Here is a 25457-nt window from a genome sequence, read left to right as displayed (position 1 = left end):
TGACGGCCGCGTTCAATTTAGTGCGCCATGGTCATTTCTCACTGGAACCAGTGTTCACGTGCTTTCATGATCAACGCCTTAGCGGCATCCTCTTCCATTCCGGTCATCTCGACCAGTTCATCCACGGCCAGTTCGGCGAGTTCGTCGCGCGTCTGTACCTGATGTTCAGCCAGCTTTGCGAGCAGGTCGGCGTCCATGCCGTCCAGGCTCTTCAGGTCGAGCGCTACATTTTCGACCTTCTCTTCATTCGCGATTGCCATGGTCAGCAATGCGTCGCGCGAGCGGTTACGCAGTTCGTGAACGGTGTCTTCGTCGAAGGCTTCGATCTCGAGCATCTCGTTGAGCGGCACATAAGCGATCTCTTCGAGGCTCGTAAAGCCTTCGTCGATCAGGATGTCGGCTACTTCTTCGTCGACATCGAGACGCGCCATGAACAGGTCACGCAGAACACCGCGCTCCTGATTCTGCTTTTGCGCAGATTCGTCCGGCGTCATGATGTTGATCTGCCAGCCGGTGAGTTCGCTGGCAAGACGCACGTTCTGGCCGCTGCGGCCGATCGCGACAGCCAGTTCGTTCTCGTCGACAACGACGTCCATCGAATGCTTCTCTTCATCGACGACGATCGACTGGACGGCTGCCGGCGCGAGCGCGCCGATCACAAACTGTGCGGGATCCTCCGACCATAGCACGATGTCGACGTTTTCGCCACCAAGCTCATTGCGTACAGCCTGCACGCGCGAACCGCGAATGCCTACGCAGGTGCCGATCGGGTCGATCCGCTTGTCGTACGCAATCACGCCGATCTTGGCGCGCACGCCCGGATCACGCGCCGCCGCCTTGATTTCCAGCAGACCCTGTTCGATCTCAGGCACTTCCATTTCGAACAGTTTCATCAGGAATTCGGGCGCCGTGCGCGACAGCTCGATCTGCGGACCGCGAGCGGTGCGATCGACCTTGGCGATGTACGCGCGCACGCGGTCGCCCACGCGCAGGTTCTCCTTCGGAATCAGCTGATCGCGACGCAGCAGCGCCTCGACACGGCCGGTTTCGACGATGAAGTTGCCCTTGTCCAGGCGCTTCACCGAGCCGGTCATGATGTGCTCGCCGCGCTCGAGGAAGTCGTTCAGGATCTGTTCGCGTTCGGCGTCGCGCACCTTCTGCAGGATCACCTGCTTGGCGGCCTGCGCGCCGATCCGGCCGAATTCGATCGACGGCACCGGTTCTTCGATGTATTCGTCCAGCTGGATTTCCGGTTGCTGCTCACGTGCTTCGAACAGCAGGATTTCCTGATCCGGCTCCTGCAAACCGGCTTCGTCCGGCACCACTTTCCAGCGGCGAAACGTTTCGTGCTCGCCGCTTTCACGGTCGATATGGACGCGGATGTCCGCGTCTTCTTCGAAGAGTTTCTTGGAGGCCGAAGCGAGAGCCGCTTCGAGCGCGGCAAATACCACGTCTTTGTCGACATTCTTCTCGCGTGCCAGCGCATCCACCAGCATCAACACTTCGCGACTCATTGTTTGCGGCTCCTAAAGTCAACTTTCGGAACGAGGCGTGCTTTGTCCATGTCCGCGAGCGTGAAATCGAGCATCGCGGCGCCTTCCTTCCCTTCAAATTCCAGACCGATCGTTTCGCCTTGCGGAGCATGCAGAATGCCCCGGTACGATTTACGTCCGTCCAATGGCTTTTTCAATGTGATTACCACTTCGCTGCCTGCGAAGCGTTCGAAATCCGCCAGTTTTTTCAGCGGGCGGTCGAGACCCGGCGACGACACTTCGAGCCGCTCGTAATCGATATTTTCGACCGTTAGAACGTGCTGGAGCTGACGCGTGACTTTCTCGCAGTCTTCGATCCCGATGCCGGCCGGCTGGTCGATATAGACGCACAACATGCCGCGCCCGGTACGCTCGAGATCGACGAGCTCGTAGCCGAGCCCCGCGACCGTGGTTTCAATCAGTTCCGTCAGTTGCACAATGCCCTCTTAGATGTTCGCGCAGCGAGCCTGCCGCCTGTTCTGCAAACAACCAATGCGGGCCGCGCCTGAGCCGGCGCACGTTCGTGCTACCCGAGATGCCGAACCACTTAAACTGAGCGGCAAAAAAAAATGGGCTAAACGCCCATCATCTTATTACCGGTGGTCGCACCTGAGCCGCACTTGAAAAGCCGCACGCCCAGCGACTCCGCGATTGTAGCCATTTTTCGGGCTAAACGCAAACCGCAGACGCCCGCCCCAAGCCCGTCCCGGCCCGTTTTCACCGCGATCTGCAGCCTATATGGCGACACCGCGCACCTGTTGCAACGCGGCGCTCACCGCATTACGGAGCCTGCGGTACGCACCGCGCTCACTCTTACCGCCGGCGTGCGTATGACAATCACAGTCGGCACTGCGTGCTTCGCAATCCATGCAACAGTTTATCGCCCAAGCTTGGGACATCATAGAAACGATAAACGGCTCGCCCGGAGCACCAGAAGGTAATCCGCGAGCCGTTGCCAGCTTTGAATCCGTGCCACCCGTTAGCACGCCCTTGCGGGCGCGACCTCAGCGGCCTCGCGTGCGCCCGCGCGGAGCGCCGGTGCCGCGATTGGCGCCGCCTGCGTTGCCGTTGCCGCCGGCACGGTTACCGTTTCCGCCACGATTGCCGGCCGGCCCGCGATTCGCGCCATTACCCGCAGCGGCACCGTTGCCGGCTGCCCGCTTACCGCCGGCCGGCCGATTGCCCGACGGCGCGCGATTGCCGTCCACGTCGCCACGGCCGCCTCGCGGACCACCCGCGCCGCCGCCCATGCCGCCGCCGAATCCGCCGGCGCTGCGACCGCCGCCGCGATTACCATAGCCGCCGCCGAAGCCTGCGCCCGCACCGCCGCCAAAACCGCCGCCCGCCGCGCCACGCCGGCCTTGGCCGCGGGTGGGCTGCTGATCGAAACGGCCGTGCGACATCAGCACCGGTTCACGATTGATGAAGCCCATCGACGTCTGCATCGGGTCCGGCTGTTTGCGCTCCGGCGCCGCGCTGCGGCCGCCGCGCTCTTCGGTCGGCGCTTTCAGCCCGACCGATGCCATCAGCGCCCGGACCTGATTGTCTTCGAGCTCTTCCCAGCGGCCGCGTTTCAGGCCTTTCGGCAACGAGATCGGGCCGTGACGCGTGCGGATCAGCCGGCTGACCATCAGTCCCGCTGCTTCGAACATGCGACGCACTTCGCGGTTACGCCCTTCGGCGAGCGCGACGTGATACCAATGGTTGGTGCCCTCGCCGCCGCCGTCACGAATCCGCAGGAAATTGGCAGGGCCATCATCGAGCTCGACGCCGTTCAGCAGCTTCTGACGCATGCCTTCAGCCAGTTCGCCCACCACGCGGACCGCATATTCACGCTCGACGCTGTAACGCGGATGCATGAAACGGTTCGCCAGGTCGCCCGACGTGGTCAGCATCAGCAGACCTTCCGTGTTGAAGTCGAGGCGGCCGACTGCGAGCCACTTGGCGGTTTTCATCGGCGGCAGCTTGTCGAAAACGGAAGGACGGCCTTCCGGATCGGCATGACTGACGATCTCGCCGGTCGGCTTGTGATACAGCAGCACGCGCGGCGGCTTGTTGGCCAGCTTCCGCTTGACCGGTTTGCCGTTGATGCGAACCTGGTCGGTCGGCATGATCCGCTGACCGATGTGCGCCGGTTCGCCATTCACCGATACGCGGCCGGCGACGATCAGTTCTTCCATGTCGCGGCGCGAGCCCATGCCGGCTTCGGCCAGTACTTTGTGGAGCTTCGGCGCGTCGTCGTCGGCCGAGAGCACGCGCTTCGGCGCTGCCGGTTTGCCCCGCCGCAACATGGGAGCACGCACGCCGCCGTTGGCGCTGTTGTCCGCGTCGAACGCGGGCGACGTGACGTACGAGAACAGGTCATCCTGCGCCGCTTCGCCCGCTGCAACCGGCGCCTCGCCGCCACGGCGATTCTGACGCTGACCGCCTTCGCGTGGCTGACGACCGCCTTCGCGCTGGCCTTCACGTTGCCCTTCACGTCCATCGCGGCCTTCGCGCCGCGCGTTCGCGTTACGGCGCGACCCTTGACCCTTCGTGCCCGGTTCCTTGCGTGGCATCCGCACCTGCGCCACGACTTCGCCGTCCGGCGGAGCTTCGGTGACGACCGGCGCGGCCTGCGCCGGCGCGCCTTCGGCGCTCTTCGTCTTCGCTCCCGCGCGGCGACGCGCGATCAGGCTGCGCGGCCCGCGACGCAGGCCGCGGCGCGGACGATCTTCGCCGTCTGCTTCCGTGGTCTGCGCCGGGCGCTCGCTTTCGCCTGCCGATGCTTGCGTCGTGCGCGTCTCGTCGGCGCGCGCCGATGGCACGGCGCGCTCGGATTCGGACGAATCGGTGTCGTGGGTATGTGTCAAAACAACCTCAAAATGTCAGCTCGCGCGCGCCCCTTGCGGACGCGGCAAAAAAGTTACGTCAGGCGCTGCGCGACTCGGGTTCGTCGTCGGTCAGAACGCCTGCGTCCTGTGCGGCATCGCGACGATCTTCGTGATCGCCGTGCGCCGCCGTGGTCGGGTTCGGCTCGGCGGCATGCTCCGTGTCGTGGAGCGCGTCCGAGTCGTGCGCGGGTGTTGCCGGATCGGCCTGGGAGACCGGATCTTCATTCTGTGCGGGCTCGTCGACGCTGGCTTGCCATGCATCGTTCGCCCCTGTTTCTGCTGCTTCCGCTGTCTCTTCAGCCGCCGCACCGCCGGGCTCGACGTTGCCGGGCGCATCGAGCGAAGCACCAGCGCCTTCTGGTGCCTCGACGGGCACAACGCTATCGCCCGGAACGACGCCCTGCGCGACTTCCGCATCGGAAAACTCGATTGCATGCTGACCGAGCAGATCCGCGTTCAACTGCGCCGTGGGATCCGCTAGCGGCGGCAGCTCGTCGAGTGCGCGCAAGCCGAGGTCATCGAGAAACTGGCGCGTGGTCGCATACAGCGCCGGACGGCCGGGCACATCGCGATGGCCGATCACTTCGATCCAGCCACGGTCCTCGAGTTGCTTGACGACCTGGGTGTTCACCGTGACGCCGCGAATTTCTTCGATATCTCCACGCGTGACCGGTTGCCGGTAAGCGATGATCGCGAGCGTTTCGAGCACCGCGCGCGAATATTTCGGCGGTTTCTCAGGATGCAAGCGGTCCAGATACGAGCGCATTGCGGGCTTGCTTTGAAATCGCCAGCCCGACGCCAGCCCGACCAGCTCCACACCGCGCCCCGACCAGTCCTGCCGAAGGTCTTCGAGCAACGTCCTAACGGTGTCCGCCGACACACTGTCGGCAAAGAGCTTGCGCAACTCGCCGAGCTTTAACGGCTCCTGCGCGCAGATCAAGGCAGTCTCGAGGACGATCTTCGCCTCTTGGGTATTCATGCAGCTAGGTCAGACCCTGTGGTCAAAGAACCGGATCAAACAGACGATGTGGAACAGAAGACGCGCTCGCCCGATTTTGATCGGTCATATTGATGGGAGCACGCACCGGGGGGCGGCGAAACAGGCAATCGAGCCAAACCCAGCCGGACGGAGCAGCGATATTCCTGAAAGGAGTCGCGTGACTGAGCGCCATATTACGCAAAAACAATCAGTGCGTAAAGGCGAAATCCCCGCGCATTTTCCCGCCCGTGCCCGCTCCGGCTGCATTCCCGCCGGCCCACCACCGTTATCGCGACCCGCCGCCAATTATCGGGCGGATACCGCACGGAAAATGACTACGAAGAATACATTTGCGCTCAATGCGGCGCGCCGTGTCGGGCCACAAAGTGCCTCAGCCGCTCGACACCCATGTCGAGCCGGGCCGTGTCACACGCATAACACCAGCGCACGAAACCCTCGCCCTGCGGACCGAAGGCGCTGCCGGGCGCGATCCCAAGCCCTACCTCGCGCACCATTGACTTGCATAATTCAAGGCTGCGGTTCGCTCCCGGCATCGAAAAGAACAGGTACATCGCGCCGTGAGGCGCCTTCACGTCGACGCCCGGCACCGTGGCGAGCGCCCGCACCAGATGGTCGCGTGACGTCTGCAGGTCGCGCACCAGTTCCTGCGTGAAGCGCTCGCCCTGCTGGACCGCGACGATTCCCGCCTGCTGCACGAACGACGGCGCGCACGACGTGTTGTACTCCACCAGCTTGCCCAGATCGTCCATGAGCGCCGCCGGCGCCACGAGCCAGCCGAGCCGCCAGCCGGTCATCAGCCACGCTTTGGAAAACGAATTCACGCAAATCACTCGTTCGTCGCGTGAAGCCAGATCGAGGAACGACGGCGCCGTGCGCGCATCCGTGCTCGTGGCGCCGGCGGCAGAGCCAGACACGCCAGCGGCACTGTCGTGCGGGTAATAGAGGCGCTCATAGACTTCGTCGGCGACGATCCAGATGCCGTGCCGCCGGCAATGATCCAGCACGGTGCGTTGGTCATCGCGAGGCATGACCCAGCCCGTCGGGTTGTTCGGCGAATTGATCAACAGCATGCGCGTGTCAGGCGTGAGTGCCGCCAGCAGGCGCTCGACGTCCAGCTGCCAGCCGCTTTCGCCGTAATCGAGCGCCACCGTTTCCACATGCGCGCCAAGTATCTTCGGAATTTCGACGAGATTGGGCCACAACGGCGTGACGGCAACGACCCGGTCGCCCGCTCCGACCACCAGCTGCGCAGCCAGCATCAACGCATTGACGCCCGCGCTGGTCACGGCAATGTGCTCCGCCGACGTCGACCCGTGCAATTCGCTCACGTAGCCCGCCAGCGCCGCTCGCAGCGGCGCAATCCCCAGATTGTGCGTGTAAAACGTGTTCCCGGCCGTCAATGCAGCGCTCGCAGCGTCGCGAATGAACGCCGGCGTGATGCGGTCCGACTCGCCGAACCAGAACGGCAGAACGTTTTCAACGCCGAAACCGGCATTGGCGACTTCGCGGATTTGCGAAGGGCGCAACGCGCGCACTGCGTCGCGTGCATTGGGGGCCGAGGGCACGGCGTGATCCGATTCGCTCATCGAGGCTTCCAGACAAAGGATTGGGCGGCAAGTAATGCAGCCCGAAAAGAGCGACAGTTTAGCGTGCCATCCTGTTTCGGGCTGCGAACTGGACGCCGCACCTCGTCAATCGAGATCCTCGGCGCGGGCAGGCAATTGCCGGATCAGCCCCCACACGGCCTCGGCGGCCGGCGACAGCGAGCGATCGCGCCGCCGCACCAGTTCCACGGTTCGCTCAGCACGCGGCACGAGCGGGCGCGCAACCAGCGACGCCCCCGCCGGCAACGGCAGCGCGAGCCACGGCAACACGCTCATACCGACGCCCGCCTCGACCAGCCCGAACACCGTCGCCGAATGCCCAAGTTCCTGCACCACGGGCGCGTTCACGCCATATTCCTGCATGACGGCGTCGATGATCGGACGGCTGCCCGACGCGTAGTCGAGCATCACGAGGCGTTGGCCGTCCAGATCCGTCCACGCTATTTCAGTGCGTCTGGCGAGCGGGTGATCGTCACGCAAAACGACGCAGAACGAGTCGGTCATCAGCGATTCGTTCAGCAGATCGTCCGCCGAGAACGGACCGATGATCACGCCGAAATCCACCTCGCCGGACTTTACCTTGCGCACCACGTCGCTTTGTACGTCGTCGCGCAGGCCCATCGTGATATACGGGAATTGCCGTCCGCAGGCGGCCACCACGCCCGGCATCAGCCGGCACGCCACGGTGGGACTGGCGGCGACCACCACCCGTCCGCGCCGCTGTTCGCCGATCTCACGGATTTCGCGCAGCGCATCGTCCAGATCGGTAAGCAGACGCGACACGCTCGACACCAGATTGGCGCCGACATCGGTGAGTTGCACGTCACGCGTCGTACGGTCGATCAGCTTCAGCCCGATCTCGCCCTCCAGCTCACGCACGCAACGGCTAACAGCTGATTGCGTCAGGCCGATTTCGTCGCCTGCCCGGCTAAAGCTCTGCAACCGGGCCACCTCCATAAAAACCCTTAGCTGACGCAGCGTCACATTCATTTATCAGCCTCATCAATCACGTTATTTGATGCAGATTGTAGGCCGAAATGCACCTTCGTTAGCGCATTCCGGCCTCTCGCTGCAATGCAGCAATAAGGCGCAAACGCACGCTGCGCGGGCCTGATTGCACAAGATTGGTGATTGTCCCGATTTGCGAGGTGGGTTTTTTGGATTCTTATACGCCCCTAGCTAGCGCCCGCGCTGGCCCGCTGTCACGGGGCTTTCAGGCAGTTGGACATCGCCTGGCACACATCCTGCATTTAGAAGCTCGCAAGGGTCGGCGCCACGGATTTCCAGCTACACCGCAGTCCGTGACAAGCCCGACCCTCCGTGGCACTCGCCTATCGAGTGCATGGAGAGTGCGCGGCGCGGGGCAGCGCACCGGAGTTAGCTTCGCTGAGGTGAAACATGATGCTGTTCGACGATTTGAGAGACAACGAGTGGGCGCTGGTCGAGGCGTTGTTCTGTGCGGAGCCTGCACGGAGCGAACGGCGCGGTCGGCCACGTGTGGAAGCGCGCGCGGTCGTCAACGCTGTGCTTTGGGTGCTGTCGACTGGCGAAGGCTGGTCCAAGCTGCCGGGCCGTTATCCTTCACCGCCGACCTGCCGCCGTCGCTTCGACGAGTGGCAAGCCGATGGTACGCTCGCCGAAATAGTCAAGCGACTCGGAACCAGCGGTCGCGAAATCTCGCTGCGTGGCCGGATTGGCGCCACTGCGGCAAAGCCGCCGGCACCGCCGAGCCGCGACCGCCTGCGTGGCGCGTTCTGGACGAATCCGGAATCGTGGCGCGCCCCGGTCAAGATGGCCTGAGCCGTTTCAATCTCCGCCGGGCGTCTGCGTACGTCCGGCGCGTTTCCCGACAGTGCACCGCGTCGTGCACCGTATTCGACGTCAGCCGCACCTGATATGGGCACCGCTCCCCAAGCGCGCCCAGTGCGGTCGTCCCTCGCGCCTGGCTTCTGTTCGCGCCGCGTCCGCTTTGTGGGAGCGTGAAAGTTATAGGCGAAACATCCATTTACTATTACTTACAGCGCGCTTTCGCGACTCGGCATACCTTGTTCGTATGCAAACAGGCCTTGATTCGATGGGCTTGACGGGAGCGCAGCATGAAACCAATGTCACTGCTTCTGTGCGGCATTGTTGTTTCATCAATTGCCGCACCAGCGTTTGCGCAGGAACGCCCACAGGGCTGGAACTGGCGCCCGGAACGGACGGCCAGTCTTCAGGCATGGCAGCAAGGCGAAACGCGTGGCCGCGACTTTACGCCGCCTACGCCAAGAGGCGACCTGCGCGGCGATATCGCCAGCAATGTGCGCACGCGGCCGGAACCGCCGCGCGGCGATCCGGGTCGGCGGCGTTGACGGTGGAGGTAATCGGGACGCGATGTCCGGGAACCACCAGTAATTGAATCAGTCTGATTTAATGCCATTAGCACAGCGTGGCAGTAGTAATTCCGGTACGCCCGTATCCTCGTGATACGGGCTTTTTTTTTGGTAACTTGGCGCGAGGAGGCGCGACGCCGGAAGCGAGGAGCCGTCCTTAGGCGCGACGCAGCAGCCTTGGTCTCGTCAAGAAACACGTTGCTCAGTGATTTGAAACCCGCAGAGAAGGGAGCCGCGCGGGCAGCAGGAAATCTTGGCGAAAACGAAATGCGAGCGGAGGGCCAAAGAGAATGGCGGCAACAGTCCGTGCTGCCAGCGACTGTGCATCTAAGGATGCGTGGCAATGCGCTCTCCACCAGCCGCCGCAAAGGCGGCCGGAAAGACTGCGTCAGCTCGAACGCCGGTTCAGGTCCGGACTTCGAGCACCGCGCTGGGCCGTGCTTCCGCGGGCGTCACGACATAGTCGTTCATGCGTTGCGCTGTCCAGCTGAGCAGACGCTCGTCGTGGGCAAGCCGCGCGAATTCGGCTCTGCCCCGCTCGGTGAGCACGGCAATGTCGACAGGTGCATGAAAGCCCGGCGCCGGAGCGACGGTGCGCTGCCGAACGGTATCCATCAGGCCTAACGCGCGAAGATATTGGAAAACGCCCGGCCTTCTGGCCCATGGGACCTGACGATATTGCGCCCGCCGCAACGCTTCAAGTACCGCTTCGTTGGAATACGTGGTCATCTCACTTCTTTCTTAAAGTGCAGCTATGACACATCTATGCCCAACACGTCATCGCGCCACCAATGACGCGCCCGGCACCCGCCCTTGGCTGGAAGCTGGCTACGTCTTGATCAGCCGAGTTCCGCCAGGTGCTGCCTGGTCTGTTTTCGGAACCCCCGTCTGAACGGCATGATAGCGTTCTGTCCGCGGACCGACGATGCAACCGCTGCGGCGCGATAGCAGGCCCGAGGAATTGTTCCGAAAGACATACGTTACCCCATTTAAATTGATTCTATTCATTTTATTAGTGCTTTTTTTTGCAGCAATCGTGCTATGTAAAGGCGCTCGCCGACCGCTCACCTTATGCATGCTGGCTGTGTTCTGGCTGCTCGGCGCCGGCTGGCTGACGGCGCCCCTGCTCCAAATGGCACAACCGCACGATTTATCCACTACGCCGGTGAGCTACGCATCCCGCACGGCGATCATCGTGCTAGGCGGCGGCACCGACTACAACGACGATGACGTCCTCGTGCCGCCGCACGATGTGTTGTCCCGGATCAACGTGAGCGCGCAACACTACGCGGCATGCCGGCGCGTTGCCGCTACCTGCGAGGTCATCGTGAGCGGTGGCAACCCGCAGAAGCACCGCGCCTCCGAGGCAGACACCTACTTGCCTTACCTGCTGCGCCAGCAGGTTCCGCGCACGGATATCGTGCTGGAAAACCGCAGCCTCACGACCTACGAAAACGCGCGCAACGTGTCAGCCATCGTGCGACGCGCTCGTTACGATTCGTTGATACTCGTCACCTCCGCGTATCAGATGCCGCGGGCGCTGCTCGATTTTCACCGCTTCGGGCTCGAACCACAGCCGCTCGTTTCGAACGTGCGGCGTGCGCGCCTGAGCGCGATACCGCATTACTACAATTTCGAGAGCGCCGAAATCGCGCTGCATGAGTTGATCGGAATCGCGCAGTTTCACGTTTATCGTGCGATTGGGTGGTTCTAACGGCAGTCGTTCCTCGACCCGCAAACGCGCTTAGTTAGAAATCCGAACATTTTGCCGACCGCATGAACGCAGCCATGCGGCCACCATGCGATCAACGTATCTCGCAAGTCGTTACATGGAGCGTGGGGACACAACCTGCTCGCCGATGACGAGATCGTGACAAGCGCCTGACAACGAAACACGACCGTGGCTTCGTCCCGGCAGAAGCCACGAAGGTAAGAAGATGTAACGAATTGTCATGCGCATCATAAAAGCCTCCGCTGGAGCGGATATTGCTGGCTAGAATGCATTGTCTTTCTCAACGGACAGACAATTACTCGGGTCAACAACCACTCTGCGGAGGTAAAGATGAAGAAAGTGTCCCTGGCGATCCTGGTTTCCCTTAGTGCCGTAACAGGCGCGGCGTACGCGCAGGACAACGGCGTCATGATGAGCACCGATCCGGCCAAAGCCGCCGACGTCGAACAGCGCGCGCAAGATTTGCAAAGCCGACAGCAAGCTATGGACAGCGCACCGGCCGCGCCCATGAAGCATCATAAAATGTCGCCGCATCACAAGAAGGCTGCCAAGGCCGACGCCGGCGCCTGATCCGGCTCGCCGATCTCGACTCATGCTTCACCTGCGGTCTTGTCCAAAGGTGAAAAAGCCGAAGCCGGCGCTGCCGGTTTCGGCTTTTTTGTCGATCGCGCCGCGCGTTATCCACAACCCGCGGCGCCATGCAAACGTTATGCTAAAGTCGCGCACCAACCGGCGGCCGCCGGACACCCTAACCCGTGCGCACCCTGGTGCGGAGGACAGCATGAGCAACATTCAACTTGATATCGAATGGACTGAGGCAGCATCGCGAAAAATCGAAAAACTGATGCCGCGCGGCGGTCAGGAGGCGTTCCTCGCGCTGCCGCCCGTAGAATGCCTGCCGATGGAAGGGGACGTGCTGTTCCTGGGCCCGGATGGCAAGCAGCAGCCGTTTATCGTCGCGGAGCGTCAATATCATCATGACGGCGATGCGGACTGGACCATCATCCTGATCCTCGACGTGCCGCAGTCCACGCACTGAGTCCACGCACTGAGTCCACGCACTGAGTCCACGCACTGAGTCCACGCATCCGCGCGCGAGGCGTTAGAGCGCTAGGCGCGAGAAGTGATTCAGCTATAAGCGGTGAGCGGTGAGCAGTGAGCGGCAAGGGGCCGAACGGCCAGCGCACCATTGTCACGACCCTTTGGCATTACTCCCTCAAAGCGTTTCGCCTCCTGCGACATTGCAGCGACATGATCGCGAGCGCCGTCATGTGCGGACGAATCCCGAGTCGCCATGACCGGGATTGCCGTTACGACATTTCAGTGGCTCGACAAGCTCAAGCGATCTTCGCCACGACGCGAATTTCCGAGTGTTCCACCCAGTCCGCAATGGCTTTTCTGTAAGCCGCAATATGCGCGGATTGGGCATGCGCGGCGAGCGCCTGCTGGCTTTCCCAACGCTCGACGAACACAAAGCGGCGCGGCTCCTGCACGTCGCGATGAAGATCGTACTGCAACGCGCCCTGCTCCTTGCGTGTCGGCCCGACGATGCCCTCGGCCGCTTCACGCAATTGTTCTTCATACCCCGGCTTTGCGACTGCGATTGCGACTACCGCGATTTCCGACATGCCCGACCTCCATTGAAGAAAGACAGCAGCATAACCGGCGCTTCACAAATTTGCGCGCACGCGGCCCAAAGAGGCGCATGATGGATATGGCAAATGCGAGATGAATGGTATGCATGCGGCAGCCCGCTGTTCAGGAGTGGCGCACACCCTTTCGACGTGCGCGCCGCAATCAAAGCGCGCCGCTGTGCCACAAATGTCTGAGCACCGTCGGCGCCTGGAGTTTGGCGGGCGTCCATTCGACGCCCTGCTACGCTCGCCTTCATCCACAGCGAATCATTGTGGTTCCGGACAACCTGGTTCACGCGCGGCAAGCGGGCGCGAAGCAGGTGCAAAACGCGTAGGCGGGACCATTGCGTCAAGTGCGCAAAACGCGTTTGGATTAACGCCGATGACCTCTGGCGTCTGTGATAACCCGCACATAAGGGCGGATTTCAAACTGCTAGACTGGTTGTCGATTGACCCGCCGGATTTCAGCATGGCTGGCATTGCTCTGGATGTTTCGGGACCGTGCTCAAGCACGACTGATCACGACCGGGCCATGCAACCAATACGCGCTGAGCTGGTTTGCGCGCCCCGTTACCCGCTTGCCGCCATGTACCCATGTCAGCTCTCACGCCTGCTTTCCTTATGCCATCCGTCAGCGAATTGACTCTGAGCGGTCTGCTCCCGCACCTCGTGCGGGGCGAGTCCGGCTGGACCGCGACGTGGCGGGCATTGACGCTTCATAGCGTGTTCCAGCCGGTGCTGTCCGTCACGCATCAGCGAGTGGTCGGATATGAAGGACTGCTGCGAGCATACGACCCGGTCGGATTGCCGGTCTCGCCCGACGTGCTGTTTTCGGGCACCCGTTCTGCCGCCGATGCGCGCGAACTCGATCGCATCGCACGCTGCCTGCACGTGGCCAACTTCATGGAGCAAGGGATCACCACGGGTTGGCTCTTTCTGAACACGCGCCCTCAGGTGTTCGAAACTGGCTGGCCGCAACGCGCGTTCATCGACGAGTTGTCCGCACACTTCGGTCTGCCGCAGGAGCGCATCGTGATCGAGGTGCTCGAACAACCCGCCGACGACGAATCCGCTGTCGCCAGCATGCTCGCCGCGTCGCACCCGCGCGACTTCCTGATCGCAATCGACGACTTCGGCACGGGCTTCTCGAACTTCGACCGGGTCTGGCGTTTCCGTCCCGACATCGTCAAGCTCGACCGGTCGCTAGTCGCGCGCGCCGGCCGCGGCGAAGGCGACGATTCGATGATCAGCCACCTGATCGCGATGCTGCATCAATCCGGCACGCTGGTGCTGGCCGAAGGCGTCGAGACGGACGAAGAGTTAATGATCCTGATGCAAGCGGGCGTGGATTTTGTACAGGGCTTCTGGCTTGGTCAGCCGAAAGGCTCGGTCCACGAGGCGTGCGAAAAGGTGCCCGAATTGATCGAATCGATGTGGAGCAAGTTCGCGGACTATGAACGCGAGCATTCCGGCCATCAGCCGCTCGGATTCGAAGGATTCGCCGAAGCGGTGCTGGCTGCGTCCGACACCTTCCGGGAGACGGGCGACCTGCGCCTCGCCGCGCAGAAAATCTGGCATCTGCCCGAAGCGCGCCGCGTTTTCATTACGGACGGCAAAGGCGAGCAGAGCGAGCCCTCGGTCACCGCCGCGAGCGTTCCGCCGCCACCGTTGCGGCTCGCGCCGCTCTACACCAACGTGCGGGGCAACTGGTCGCGGCGCGCTTATTTCAAGCACGCGCTCGCCGCGCCAGGACGCGTTGCGATGATGGGACCGCACTATTCGCTCGCCGACGCCCAGGACTGCTACACCGCGGCGATTGCGTTCGACCGCAACGGCGCGCGCGTGGTGCTGTGCGTCGACTTCGTGCCCACGCCGGCGCCCGCCGGAGGCCGCAAGAGTGGCCGTGGCGGTGCACGCGGCGGCAGGCGCTGAGCGAAGTCCCTACTCGTCGATCCTGCTACGACCCGACTTGATCTCGCTGCGCCTGGCCTTGCTGTCGAGCCGCCGGCGATTCGATGCGCGCGTCGGCCGTGTCGCGACTCGCGCCTTGCGTGTCACGCTGACGCTTTCGATCAGTTCTTCGAGCCGCGCCAGCGCCGCCGCACGATTCATGTCCTGCGTACGATGTTCCTGCGCCTTGATGATGACGACGCCGTCGCGTGTGAGCCGGTGATCGGAAAGCGCGAGCAGGCGCATCTTCAGCACCTCGGGCAGCGACGACGCATGGACGTCGAAGCGCAGATGAATCGCACTCGACACCTTGTTGACGTTCTGGCCGCCCGCTCCCTGCGCGCGCACGGCGGTCAATTCGATTTCGTTCGGCGGGATCGGATAACGGGATGTCATGACGCGAAATAGGATCAGAGTCTGTCAGTGTACACAGCACGATGCGTGTGCCGCTCGTGGACCAGCGAGAATGGGCGTCGATTCGAAAAATCGGTTGCACGGGCGCGACCGATTGATCGATACTGCACTTTCAGCTTACAGCGTAAATTCATATGAAGCTTCGTCCGGGGTTCGTGCTCGAACTGGTCGTCAACTTCCTGCTGCCATGGCTTGCCTACCGGTATGCGCTGCCGCATCTCGGCGAGACGGGGGCGTTGATCGCGTCCGCCGTGCCGCCGATTGTCTGGAGCCTGATCGAGCTGGTTCGATTCAGGCGCGTCGACGCATTGAGCGTGATCGTGGTGGCCGGGATCGTTCTGTCGGTGGCGGCAATGGCCGTGGGCGGCAGCCCGCGCATGCTGTTGCTGCGCGAGTCGCTCGTGTCCGGCGCGATTGGCATTGCATTTCTGCTGTCTCTGCCGATGCGCCGACCGCTGATCTTCTACCTCGCCCGCGCCTCCGTTGCCCGCGAAATGGAAGGCGGCGCCGCGCGTTTCGAGGCGCTATGGCGCGAGCGCCCCGGACTTGCCGCCGCCATGCGCCTGATGACGCTCGTCTGGGGCGTCGGCCTCACCGCTGAGACCATGCTGCGTGCGTGGATGGCGCTGACATGGCCGGTCGAGCGCTTTCTCGTCGTCTCGCCGTTTATCGGCTATGGCATCTACGGCGGCCTGACACTGTGGACGGTTTGGTATCGCAAGACTCTGCGCAGCCGCGCTGAAGCCGCTGCGCAGACCGGCAGTGTCACAGGCTGAGCGTTCTGGCTCCCGGCTCGCCGCGCGGCCGTGTTATCGGCGGCGCCGCTCCGCTCCACCCGCATCCTGCCAGTGCCGCCACGCCTCGGCGATTCTGGCGGCAAGTCCTGAGTCCCGTTGTGTCGGCGTGGCGATTGCCTGCGCCAGCACCGCGCGTGCACCGATCACGTCCACCCGCTCACGCGCGCGGGTGATCGCCGTATAAACGAGTTCGCGCGACAGCACACGGCTAAAGACCGACGGCAGCATCAACACCGCATGGTCGAACTCCGACCCCTGCGACTTATGGACAGTCAGCGCAAACGCAGTGTCATGCGGCGGCAGCGCGGCGGGCGACACGGCTCGCAGACCACCATCGCCGGTACGGAAGTAGACGCGCAATGCGCCGCCCGCGCCCGGCAATGCAATCCCGATATCACCGTTGAACAGGCCGAGCGCGTAATCGTTGCGCGTCACCATCACGGGCCGGCCCGCGAACCAGTGTGCGCCCACCGCCGGCGTCACGCCCGCTGCGCGCCTTACCTGCGCCGACATCGCCACATTCACCTGATCGACGCCGCGCGGACCCGATCTCGTTGCGCACAGGATGCGAAAACGGTTGAGCGCGTCGAAGAGCGGCTCGGGGTCCGGCGCAGGCGACGCAAGCGCGGTAGCAAGCGCATTCGCATAGGGCTCGAAACCGGCGGCAAGACGCGCGACCGTGCGCTGCGCCGGTGTCGCATGCGTGTCCTCGTAAAGTGCCGCTGAGCAATCCTCGTTGGGATCGATGCGCAAGACGTCGAGCGCCTCGCTCGCCGAACCGTTGCGAATGGCGAGCGACAGCCGCCCAATCGGCGATTCGAGTCCGAAACGGTAATTGCGCTCCAGCCAGACGACCGAATCGGCCGACGGATAAGCGCCTTGCGCTTGCGCTGACTGATCCGCTTCGGGCCACGGCGCGTTCAGATCGGCGGCCGGTATGTCGTCGAACAGATCGGCGGGCGGCAGCAAATCGGGCGCGGCTTGGGCAAAGAGATCGTCGGCCGGCGCCGCGATATTGCCGCGCGATGTTCGCGTTGCGAAGTCCGGCTCCGAGTCAACATCGAGACCATCGGCACGATCGGCGGACGTACGCGGCAGCGCTCGCGCCAGCCGCGTGGGTTCGATGCCCAGCGCGGCGGCGACACGTTGCAAGCCTTGCTGTGTGAACGCTGGACGCGCGCTGAGTTCGGCGAACACCGCGCCGGCCTCCACGGCGGCGAGCTGATCCTTGTCGCCGAGCATCACGAGACGTGTGCGCGGCGCAATCGCGTCGAGCAGATGCGCGGCCATTGCGACGTCGATCATGGATGCCTCGTCGATCACCACCACGTCGTACGGCAGCGGATTGTCGCGATGATGCCGGAAGCGACCGCCCGGCCCCGAGCCCAGCAGACGATGCAACGTGTACGACGTCTGCGGCAGCCGCGCGGCGAGCGCGGGCGGCAGGTCGCCGGCTCTCGCGAGGAGCGCCTCCTGCATGCGCTGCGCCGCCTTGCCGGTGGGCGCGGAGAGCGCGATGCGCAAGTCCGGGTGCTCGTCCAGCAGACACGCGAGCACGCCGACGACGGTGGTCGTCTTGCCGGTGCCCGGGCCGCCGCTCACGATCGTAAGCTGACCCGACAGCGCCGCGACCGCGGCAACGCGTTGCCAGTCGACTTCGTCGTCCTTCGGCGGACCGAAGTAGCGCAGCAGGCGCTGGGAGAGCGCGTTGAGGTTGGCGTTGAGGTCGGCGTCAGCATTGGCGTTGGCGACAGCGCCCAGTCCGGTATCCCCGAGCTCGCCCGCGCCCCGCGTCGCGGCAGACCGCGCCTGAACTTTCGCACGACCGCCGCCTTGCGCCCCGCCTGCGTGCCCAACCAGCGAACGGGCAAGCCTGCGCTCGTAATCGTAGTAACGCGCGAGATAAAGCCGACCCTGGCCGTCGACAACCAGGGGCCGCAGCGCCGCTGCGCTCGTCGAGCCGTCGCTCGCCAGGCCGCTTGCGAATAACGCCGCTCGCACATCGGCGGCCGACGCGTCGAAGCGTCGCGCGAGTGCCGTCAACGGCACGCAAACGTGCCCCTCAGCGGTGGCGCGGCTTGCGGCGAACGCACCACGCGCCGCCCATTTCACTGCCTCCTGCGATGCACCGCTACGCGCTGCCAGCGTGCCGATACGTCGCGCAAAACCTTCGGCAAGCGCCAGACTGAAATCAGCGGGCGCGGGCAGCGTGATGCCGATGTCGTCGATCGCGGGCACCGCGGCCGGAATCTGCTCTGGCGTACTCATACCGCCCCTCCGATCATCGCCGCATCGAGTAGCGCGACCAGTTCGAACGCGGGCCGCCGCATGTGGACCCCCGCCGCGCTTTGCGCGTCGCGCCAGCCGGGACGCACGCCGCGAATAAACAGATACAGATAGCCGCCGATGTGGGTGTCGTACGAATAGCCGCGTACGCGGGTTTTCAGATAGCGATGCAGCGCCACCGTGTAGAGCAGCGCCTGCAGGTGATACGCATGGCTCGCCATGGCCGCTTCGAGCGGCGCCGCCGCATAATCCGCGGCGGTGTCGCCGAGATGGTTCGACTTCCAGTCCACGATCCAGAAACGCCCGGCATGCTCGACGATCATGTCGATGAATCCCTTCACGAAACCGCGCAAGACGCCCGGCTCCAACGCCACGTCCGGATAGCCATGTTCGATCAGCAACGCGCGCAGCGCGGGAAAATCGAGCGATGGCGACGCGAACAGAAACTCCATTTCGTTGAGCCGCCGCTGCGGATCGAGCGCCGCCAGTTTCATGCCGGGAACAAGCTCCGTGTTGACGACGTCTGCGAGCAGGTTATGCATCATCCCAGGCAGGCGCGCGGCGAGTTCGGGCGTGGCCGGTGCGGGACGCTCGCGCAGAGCGCCGCGAATGGCGTCCGGCCACGTGTGCGGATCGCTGAAGTCCGCGAGTTCGAACATGCGATGCAGACAGTCGCCCGCGGCTGCGCCGCGCGGGAAGCCGAGGATGTCGTCCTGCGCGTAGGACGGTGTTGGCGGCGCGGGCGTTGGCGGGATCACCACGGCGTCGGCGATCTCGTCGTGATCGGGCCGCACGTCTTCCGCGGCGGCAGCGTGCGCTTCGTCCGTTTTGCTGCCCGCGGCAATCAGACCGCTGAAGCTCGCCATGCGCCATTGGTCGCGCAATGCTCGACGGCTCGCGCGCGCCTGCATCCGCGCGCCGCTTTCCTGATAACTTTCCAGCGGCGTGGGCCGGTCGACCTTGGGCAACGGCTGCAGCGAAACGGGACCGCCACCCAACGCGTGCCAGCTCGCCGCCAACGCGGCGTCGTCTGGCGGCTCGGCGAGCCAGTCATCGAAATTGTGGCCGCTGCCGCCAACCAGCCAGTTCAGCACGCTCCTGCGCGACTCTTTCGTGGAGCGCGCCGACAGATAGGTGCCGGCCACCAGATAACACCGGTACACCGCGCGCGTCAGCGCAACGTAGACCAGCCGCGCCCGCTCCGCCGCCTGCTCGCGCGATGCGTAACGCGCGGCGCGTTCGGCCTCTTCATCGTCGCACCCGTAGTGGAGCACCGCGTCGCCAGTGTCATCGTGATATTCGCGTGCGTCGGGCAGACCCGAAGACGGCGGCTCGCGCAGTCCGCCATCGTTCAGGAACGGACAGAACACCACCGCATATTCAAGGCCCTTCGATTTATGCACGGTGACGATCTGCACCAGATTGCGGTCCGATTCGAGCCGCAATTGCGCGTCTTCACCACCGCCCTGGTCGCGCTGTGCGGCCAGCCAGCGCAAGGTTGGCGCGATGCCGGGCTGCGTGGCCGCGCGCGCCTGCACCAGCTCGGCCAGATGATTGACGTTCGTCAGGCGACGCTCGCCATCCGGTCCCGCCACCAAACGCTGCGCAACGCGCAGCTCGCGCATCAGCGTGCGCCACATCACCGCGAAACCGCGTTCGTGCCAGAGCGCGCGATAACGCGAGAAACGCTCGACCCAGCCCATCGCATCGGCGGCATGCGCAGGATCGTCGGCGGGTGCGGGTGCGTCCACCACCTGCTCGAGCCGCCATAGCGCGGCTGCGTCCAGTCCGAGCCAATCGGTGGCGAGCGCGGCGCGCAAACGGCGCAGATCGCCGGGCGTATCGACCGCAGCCAGCACACGCTCGATCTGTTCAGCGTCGAGCGTCGCGAACACCGACGCCTGCGCCAGTTCCACGCTGCCAACGCCCCACGCAGCCAGCACGTGCTTGATCAGACTGCCCTGCCTGTGCGTCTGGACGAGCACCGCGATATCGCCGGGCGCGAGCGGCGCGTCGCCGATCCTGACGGCGCCCTCGCGTGCGCCGCGCAGCAGTCGCACGATTTCGGCGGCACACGCTTCGCTTGCCTCGCGCTGTGCGGCACGCTTCGCCAGCGCGGCTTCGCCTTGCGGCAACGTCCAGATGCGGAAGTCGCCCGCGCTAGTATCCGGATCGATGAACGGCGGCCGGTGCCGCTCGCCGGCGCGCACCGGCTGATAGTCGAGACCGTCGAGCACGAACGCCCGCGGGTTGGCTTCGAAGAAGCGGTTGCACGCCTCTACGATCGGCGCAGTGGAGCGTTGATTGACCGCGAGCGTGTAGCACGCGGACGCGGCCTCCCGGGCGGCGAGATACGTATGCAGATCCGCTGCGCGGAAACTGTAGATGGCCTGCTTTGGATCGCCGACCAGGAAAAGCGGGCCGGCCGGCGCAAAGATGCGGCTGAAAATCGCGAACTGTAGCGGGTCCGTGTCCTGGAACTCGTCGATCAGCGCGGCCGGGTAACGGGCCCGCAACGCATCCGCGAGCCATGGGTGAGCCGCCAGCGCCCGGTACAGATTGGACAGCAGATCGTCGAACGATACGACGCGGCGCGTGCGTTTGCGCGCCACCAGTTCGGCCGGCGCATGGTCGAGCCACGTCTGCACGAGCGAGAGCCAGCGGGAGCGTTGCGCCGCCTCGGTTGCGATCACGGCCGCCGCCAGAGCTTCGGCGTGTTCGAAGAACGGATGCTCGGGCGGATCGAACTTCACCTTCGTCGCTTTCTTCAGCGCCGATGCCGTCAGCTTTAGCGCAGCGCGCGGCGGCGGCGCATGGCAATCGCCCTGCGCAAAATAATCGTTCCACGCGGCAACGGCGGCGCTCACATGGTCGGGCTTGTGCGACGTTTTGCTCAGACGGTCCTGCACCTGCGTCAGCAGACTGACGATCGCGTCGCGCTCCTCGCGCCAGACCGCGCACGCGGCGTCGAAGCCGGCTTGCGAATCGCTGCCGCTGCCGCTCGCATCCAGCTGACCCCAGCGTAACTGTGCGAGCGGCTTTTTAAGACGTCGGGCCAACTGCGCGTCGAGCGACGCCGGGCCCGCGCGCTTCGCCACCAGCCAGGCTGCGAACGCGGGATGCGCGTGCGCGACCGGTTCCACCTCCTCACGCCAGAAATCGGCCGCCATTTCGAAGCGCAAGGCTGCATCGTCGGCTTCCATTTCGAACGCGAACGGCATCGCCGCGGCGAACGGCGCCTCCTGCAACGCGCGCTGGCAGAACGCATGGATCGTATGGATCGCGGCCTGGTCGAAGGTGCGCAGCGCACGCCGCACGACCTTCAACGCGGCTTGCGGATCGATCCCTCGCTGCGGCGCCAGCGTGGTTTCGAACAGCCGACGGATAAACGGATCGTCGCCGTCGTCGCCCGTTTCGATGGCGCGATGCAACTCGGCGAGACGCCCGCGAATCCGCTCGTGCAATTCCGCCGTCGCCGCCTTCGTGAACGTGACGACGAGAATCTGGTCCGCATTCAGATTCTTTTCGAGCAACAGCCGAACATACAGCGCGCAGATATTCCACGTCTTGCCCGTTCCTGCGGAAGCCTCGATCTGATTCACGCCGTCGAGCGAACAGGCGAAAACGTCGAGTTCTTCGGCCACGAGTGCGCGATGCTGAAGAGCGGCGCTCATGACGCGCTCCGCAGATGTTGCAGAAGCGGTTTGAACACGATCGCGGCGAGGCTGCCGAACGGTTCGTCGAGCGTGAACGGTGTGCCGCGCAGCGCGATGCGCAAAGCGGGATCGTCGGATTCGCCGCGCACGCGGTCGTTGACCCAGACGCCCTGGGCGGCGGCGTCGCTCTCGCTGACCCGGACCCACGCGCTTTTCGGAAAGAAGCGCAGGGGCAGCATGCGCCCTGCCCTGAACAGGGCGGCCAGCGGCGCGAGTTCCGCGAGCGGTTGCGCAACCGGCGCAAGCTCAAAGCTTTCGCCGCTGCCGTACCAGATCGTGCGGCGTGGCCCATCAGGCTGAGCCGCGCAATAGACGAGGTGAGCGAGCCACGCGGACAGATAGTCGCGAGCGGCAGGTTTGGCGTAACGGAAAATCACTTGTCCTGTTTCGGTCAACAGATTCAATGTACCGTGCAGCTGGAACGGCGTTTGAGCGGCCTTGCGCAGCGCCGCGTCATGCGGACCGAACAGCGCGCCCGCGATGTCGGCGCTGTCGGGCCAGCGCGGCACGATGTCGAGCACGAAAGGCAAACGCTCGACGCCCGACGCGACCTCGCGGCGCACGCTGTCCGCAAGCTGACGCAGCGCGCCGAGTTCGCGGGCGCGCCATACCGCGCCCGTCGCGCCGCCCGGCAACTCGGGGCTCGCCGCCGCGACACGGCGCACGCGCTCGAACATCTGGTCGTCGCTGTCGTAGCCTTCACCGTCGAGCAGCACGGGAAGCAGACGCTCCGCCAGTGCGTCGCGTCCTGAGTAGTCGAGCTCGAACGGCTCGGTGTCCAGCAACTCGCCTTGCGCGTTGGCCAACACGATGCCCAGGCGATCGCGCAACAACGCGCGCGCCGGGTGACGCCAGAAACGCACGAATTCATCGAATGCGACCGGCGCGGAATCATCTTCTGGCGGCAGCGGTTGATCGAAGAACGGCGCGTGCGCCGGCTGCCGCGGCAACGCGAGCAACGTTGCCAGCTCGGCGCGATCCGGATCATAGGTGAACAACTCGCGCGCCGATGTGAAATAGTCGGACGCGAATGCCTGCAACGGATGATCGACGATAAACGCACGGCGCGCCTGCTCGATCCGGGGCGGACTTGCGTCGGCCCCCGCCGAAACTTGCGCGAGATGATCGAGCAGTTCGTCGACCAGCGCGGCGGGCGGCAGTGGCGCGTTATCGCGAATGCTGCGGCCCGTATAGGCGATGAATAGACGCTCGCGCGCGGCGAGCAGCAAGTCGAGAAACAGGTTGCGTTCGTCGTCGCGACGCTGGCGGTCGCCCGCCTTGCCGAACGCGGCCATCAGATCGAACTCGTCGGCGCGGGCAAGACTCGGCAGCACGCCATCGTCCATGCCGAGCAGACAGACGATGCGATACGGCAACCCACGCAGACTGGTCAGCGATGAAAACGTCACGCTGCCCCACGGCACGCCGCCACGCGCAGGGTCGTCCAGCGCTTGTGTGAGCGCGCCGCGCACCACGGCGGCGGGCAGCGTTACGTCTTGCGCGCCGCCGTGCATGGCGTCGCCCATCTTGTCGATCGCGTCCCGCACGGCAGCGAGCGAATCAGCAAATTCGACACCGCCATCGAACGACTGCGCGAGCGTTTCGAGCAGCAGTTGCGTCCATTGAGCCGGCGTGCGTTCCTGTGCGCATTGCGCGGCAAAGCATTCGATGTCGTCGACGAAACGCGACAGGCGGCCAAGCAGTTCCGCGCCGGAGCCGTCCGCGCCTTCGACGGGCAGCCAGTCGTCCACCGGCTCGCCGCCGTCCGGCATCGCGTAGCCGAGATAGAGGCGCGTCAGCGCGTCAGCGAATGTGTGACGCGCAATGGGCACGTGTTCGCCGCTCGGCTCGACCGGCGCAAGGCCGCGCCGCGCGCCGGCCGCAGCGAGCCATTCCTGCGCCGCTTCGAGCGAGCCCGCGTCGATTTCGTAACGCGCGGCAACCGCGTCCACGCGCAGCCATTCGATCAGATCCGGCGCGCCCACGCTGCGCTCGGGCAAGGCCAGCCAGTCGAGCAGCAACCGCGCAACCGGATTGGCCTGCGACGGCGGCAAACCCGTGATGCGATACGGAATGCGCCGCGTATCTCCAGCGGGCGACGTGCCGAACACCGCATCGATCAGCGGACCTGCCGCCGCGAGATCGGACACGGCGACGAGCACGTCCGACGGTTGCAGATCGTCGAACTCGTCGAACCAGCCAAGCAGGCGGTCATGCAGCACTTCGAGCTGCCGCGACAGGCTATGGCAAACATGCACCTCGATGCCGCGCTCGACGGGTGGCGCCTCGACCTCCGCTTCCGGGCGCAGGTCGAGAATGCCGTTCTGCACCGCTGCGAGCCAGCTCGGCTCGGGGTTGGGGGTGAAGTCGCCCGTTTCTTCCGACGCCGCGCTTTCGGTCAGTTCATGCAGCATGTGCAGTTGCGCCTGGGTCTGGCGGCCCCACTCGGCGAGCAGCGGGTGACCGACCTCCTGATAGTCGAGCTGACCCGCGGCGTCGAGCGCTTCGACGCGCCCCGCGCTGACCACGTCGAACCAGAATTCGCGGCACGGATTCATCACGTACAGACGCACGTCCACCCAGCGCGATAACGCACGCAGCAACGCAATGTGCAGCGGCGGCATGGTGGGCAGCGCGAACACGCTGACCGCTTCCGGCCACTTCGCGTTGGCAATCGCATCAAGCTCGAGCGTGCTGAATTCTTCGAGGAAGCGATAGGCGGGCGGCAATGCGGCGGCGGCCGTTTGCGCGCCGCCAGCCACTTCCGCCAGCACCGCGCGCCATAGCGCGGCCTGCCAGCGCTCGTCTTCTCGCGCGGCCGGGCTCGCGCCCACGAGGCGCGGACCGGTGTCGTCCGCCGCGCCGCCTGCGAAGATCGAGCCGCCCTTTTGCCACTGGAGCAGCCATTCGGGACGATAGGTCAGATAGTGGTCCAGCACCGTAGCGACGCGCTGTGCGAGTTCATAACGCATGGAGGCGTCCGCCGCATCCAGATAGGTGCGCAGACGCGGCGACGCATTCCAGGGCAACGCTTCGTCCGTCTCACCCAGCAGCCGGTAACAACGCCATACGAGCCGGTCAGGCGCGAACGGCGAATGCTTCGGCACCTCGATCACACCGCCGATCTGCGCCCACAGCCATTGCGCGAGGTAACCGAAATTCACGTTAGCGCAGATACCCTGGCGCGCGGCGATATCGAGTTCGAGCCGCCGCCTCACGGCCGCGCTCGGGACGATCACGGGCTGGGCCGTCCACGGGTCGGATGGCAACTGCGCGAGATCGTCGAGCAGCGCGCCGACAAGCGTTTCATAGCGGTTCGAATAGAAGAGCTGGAGCATGGATCCTGTAGATGCACGCGGCGCGCACGCGGTGTGCGGACCGCCGGAGACAGTGGCGCGGACAGTGAGACGACAGCATAGCAAACGCGCTCCCAAGGCAGAACCTGGCCGAATGGACGAGGTCAGATCAGACGCAAAATCAGTTAGACTCGTCGGCAATCTGGTCTGCCCTTGCTGCGCCGGGGTGAATCCGGTTGCCCGTTCAACCG

The 25457-nt window shown here is 64.6% G+C and carries 18 protein-coding genes and 1 pseudogene; 7 read left to right on the top strand and 12 right to left on the bottom strand.

Going from position 1 to position 25457, the window contains the following annotated elements:
- Nucleotides 1-38: 38 nt before the first annotated feature.
- The 6 genes from nusA to AAGS40_RS05675 all read right to left on the bottom strand — a co-directional run bounded on the left by nusA (nucleotide 39) and on the right by AAGS40_RS05675 (nucleotide 7999).
- Nucleotides 39-1514, bottom strand: coding sequence for a transcription termination factor NusA (gene nusA, locus AAGS40_RS05700; protein WP_345813744.1), 1476 nt, complete (start codon nucleotides 1512-1514; stop codon nucleotides 39-41).
- Complete coding sequence (gene rimP, locus AAGS40_RS05695) at nucleotides 1511-1969, bottom strand: ribosome maturation factor RimP (RefSeq protein ID WP_345813743.1); 459 nt, start codon at nucleotides 1967-1969, stop codon at nucleotides 1511-1513. Before rimP ends, nusA begins: the two co-directional genes overlap by 4 nt.
- Before the next feature lie 567 nt (nucleotides 1970-2536).
- Complete coding sequence (gene rluB, locus AAGS40_RS05690) at nucleotides 2537-4384, bottom strand: 23S rRNA pseudouridine(2605) synthase RluB (RefSeq protein WP_345813742.1); 1848 nt, start codon at nucleotides 4382-4384, stop codon at nucleotides 2537-2539.
- Nucleotides 4385-4442: 58 nt separating this feature from the next.
- Nucleotides 4443-5384, bottom strand: coding sequence for an SMC-Scp complex subunit ScpB (scpB, locus tag AAGS40_RS05685; RefSeq protein ID WP_345813741.1), 942 nt, complete (start codon nucleotides 5382-5384; stop codon nucleotides 4443-4445).
- Between the two features lie 356 nt (nucleotides 5385-5740).
- Nucleotides 5741-6991, bottom strand: coding sequence for a pyridoxal phosphate-dependent aminotransferase (locus AAGS40_RS05680; protein WP_345813740.1), 1251 nt, complete (start codon nucleotides 6989-6991; stop codon nucleotides 5741-5743).
- 105 nt (nucleotides 6992-7096) lie between these two features.
- Nucleotides 7097-7999, bottom strand: a complete 903-nt coding sequence (locus AAGS40_RS05675; protein WP_345813738.1) for a LysR substrate-binding domain-containing protein — start codon at nucleotides 7997-7999, stop codon at nucleotides 7097-7099.
- Between the two features lie 411 nt (nucleotides 8000-8410).
- Here AAGS40_RS05675 and AAGS40_RS05670 point away from each other — a divergent pair.
- Both AAGS40_RS05670 and AAGS40_RS05665 read left to right on the top strand, forming a co-directional pair.
- Nucleotides 8411-8797, top strand: a pseudogene (locus tag AAGS40_RS05670) (transposase); the annotation flags it as partial.
- Nucleotides 8798-9105: 308 nt separating this feature from the next.
- On the top strand, nucleotides 9106-9360 hold the full coding sequence (locus AAGS40_RS05665; protein WP_345813737.1) for a hypothetical protein: 255 nt from the start codon (nucleotides 9106-9108) through the stop codon (nucleotides 9358-9360).
- Nucleotides 9361-9786: 426 nt separating this feature from the next.
- On the opposite strand, the gene AAGS40_RS05660 is transcribed toward AAGS40_RS05665, so the two are convergent.
- Nucleotides 9787-10110: a hypothetical protein gene (locus AAGS40_RS05660; protein ID WP_345813736.1), complete on the bottom strand. Its 324-nt coding sequence runs from the start codon at nucleotides 10108-10110 to the stop codon at nucleotides 9787-9789.
- A gap of 346 nt (nucleotides 10111-10456) precedes the next feature.
- Between AAGS40_RS05660 and AAGS40_RS05655 the strand changes: the two genes are divergently transcribed.
- The 3 genes from AAGS40_RS05655 (at nucleotide 10457) to AAGS40_RS05645 (ending at nucleotide 12152) form a co-directional block, all read left to right on the top strand.
- Complete coding sequence (locus tag AAGS40_RS05655) at nucleotides 10457-11095, top strand: YdcF family protein (RefSeq protein WP_345814289.1); 639 nt, start codon at nucleotides 10457-10459, stop codon at nucleotides 11093-11095.
- Between the two features lie 348 nt (nucleotides 11096-11443).
- Nucleotides 11444-11683, top strand: coding sequence for a hypothetical protein (locus AAGS40_RS05650; protein WP_345813735.1), 240 nt, complete (start codon nucleotides 11444-11446; stop codon nucleotides 11681-11683).
- 211 nt (nucleotides 11684-11894) lie between these two features.
- Entirely contained in the window at nucleotides 11895-12152 is a 258-nt protein-coding gene (locus tag AAGS40_RS05645) for a DNA-binding protein (protein WP_117333940.1), read from the top strand.
- Between the two features lie 298 nt (nucleotides 12153-12450).
- On the opposite strand, the gene AAGS40_RS05640 is transcribed toward AAGS40_RS05645, so the two are convergent.
- The gene (locus AAGS40_RS05640; protein ID WP_345813734.1) at nucleotides 12451-12741 is read right to left on the bottom strand and encodes a putative quinol monooxygenase; all 291 of its coding nucleotides are present in this window, start codon (nucleotides 12739-12741) and stop codon (nucleotides 12451-12453) included.
- A 627-nt stretch (nucleotides 12742-13368) separates the two neighbouring features.
- Here AAGS40_RS05640 and AAGS40_RS05635 point away from each other — a divergent pair.
- The gene (locus AAGS40_RS05635) at nucleotides 13369-14679 is read left to right on the top strand and encodes an EAL domain-containing protein (protein WP_345814284.1); all 1311 of its coding nucleotides are present in this window, start codon (nucleotides 13369-13371) and stop codon (nucleotides 14677-14679) included.
- Nucleotides 14680-14688: 9 nt separating this feature from the next.
- On the opposite strand, the gene arfB is transcribed toward AAGS40_RS05635, so the two are convergent.
- On the bottom strand, nucleotides 14689-15093 hold the full coding sequence (gene arfB, locus AAGS40_RS05630; protein WP_345813733.1) for an alternative ribosome rescue aminoacyl-tRNA hydrolase ArfB: 405 nt from the start codon (nucleotides 15091-15093) through the stop codon (nucleotides 14689-14691).
- 152 nt (nucleotides 15094-15245) lie between these two features.
- Between arfB and AAGS40_RS05625 the strand changes: the two genes are divergently transcribed.
- Nucleotides 15246-15887, top strand: a complete 642-nt coding sequence (locus AAGS40_RS05625) for a VC0807 family protein (protein WP_345813731.1) — start codon at nucleotides 15246-15248, stop codon at nucleotides 15885-15887.
- A 33-nt stretch (nucleotides 15888-15920) separates the two neighbouring features.
- Here the strand turns inward: AAGS40_RS05625 and AAGS40_RS05620 are convergent, their stop codons facing one another.
- From AAGS40_RS05620 to recC, 3 genes are read right to left on the bottom strand one after another with little or no spacing between them, the layout of a single operon-like run.
- A complete protein-coding gene (locus AAGS40_RS05620; RefSeq protein WP_345813730.1) occupies nucleotides 15921-18176 on the bottom strand; it encodes an AAA family ATPase in 2256 nt (751 codons plus the stop codon).
- Nucleotides 18173-21868 (bottom strand): exodeoxyribonuclease V subunit beta, encoded by a 3696-nt coding sequence (recB, locus tag AAGS40_RS05615; RefSeq protein WP_345813729.1) that lies wholly within the window; start codon nucleotides 21866-21868, stop codon nucleotides 18173-18175. The genes AAGS40_RS05620 and recB overlap by 4 nt, the downstream gene beginning before the upstream one ends.
- Nucleotides 21865-25248: an exodeoxyribonuclease V subunit gamma gene (recC, locus tag AAGS40_RS05610; protein ID WP_345813728.1), complete on the bottom strand. Its 3384-nt coding sequence runs from the start codon at nucleotides 25246-25248 to the stop codon at nucleotides 21865-21867. The genes recB and recC overlap by 4 nt, the downstream gene beginning before the upstream one ends.
- Nucleotides 25249-25457: the final 209 nt, after the last annotated feature.

Origin of the sequence: Paraburkholderia sp. PREW-6R, assembly GCF_039621805.1 — a bacterium.
GTDB lineage: Bacteria > Pseudomonadota > Gammaproteobacteria > Burkholderiales > Burkholderiaceae > Paraburkholderia.
This window is presented reverse-complemented; position numbering and strand designations above follow the sequence as displayed.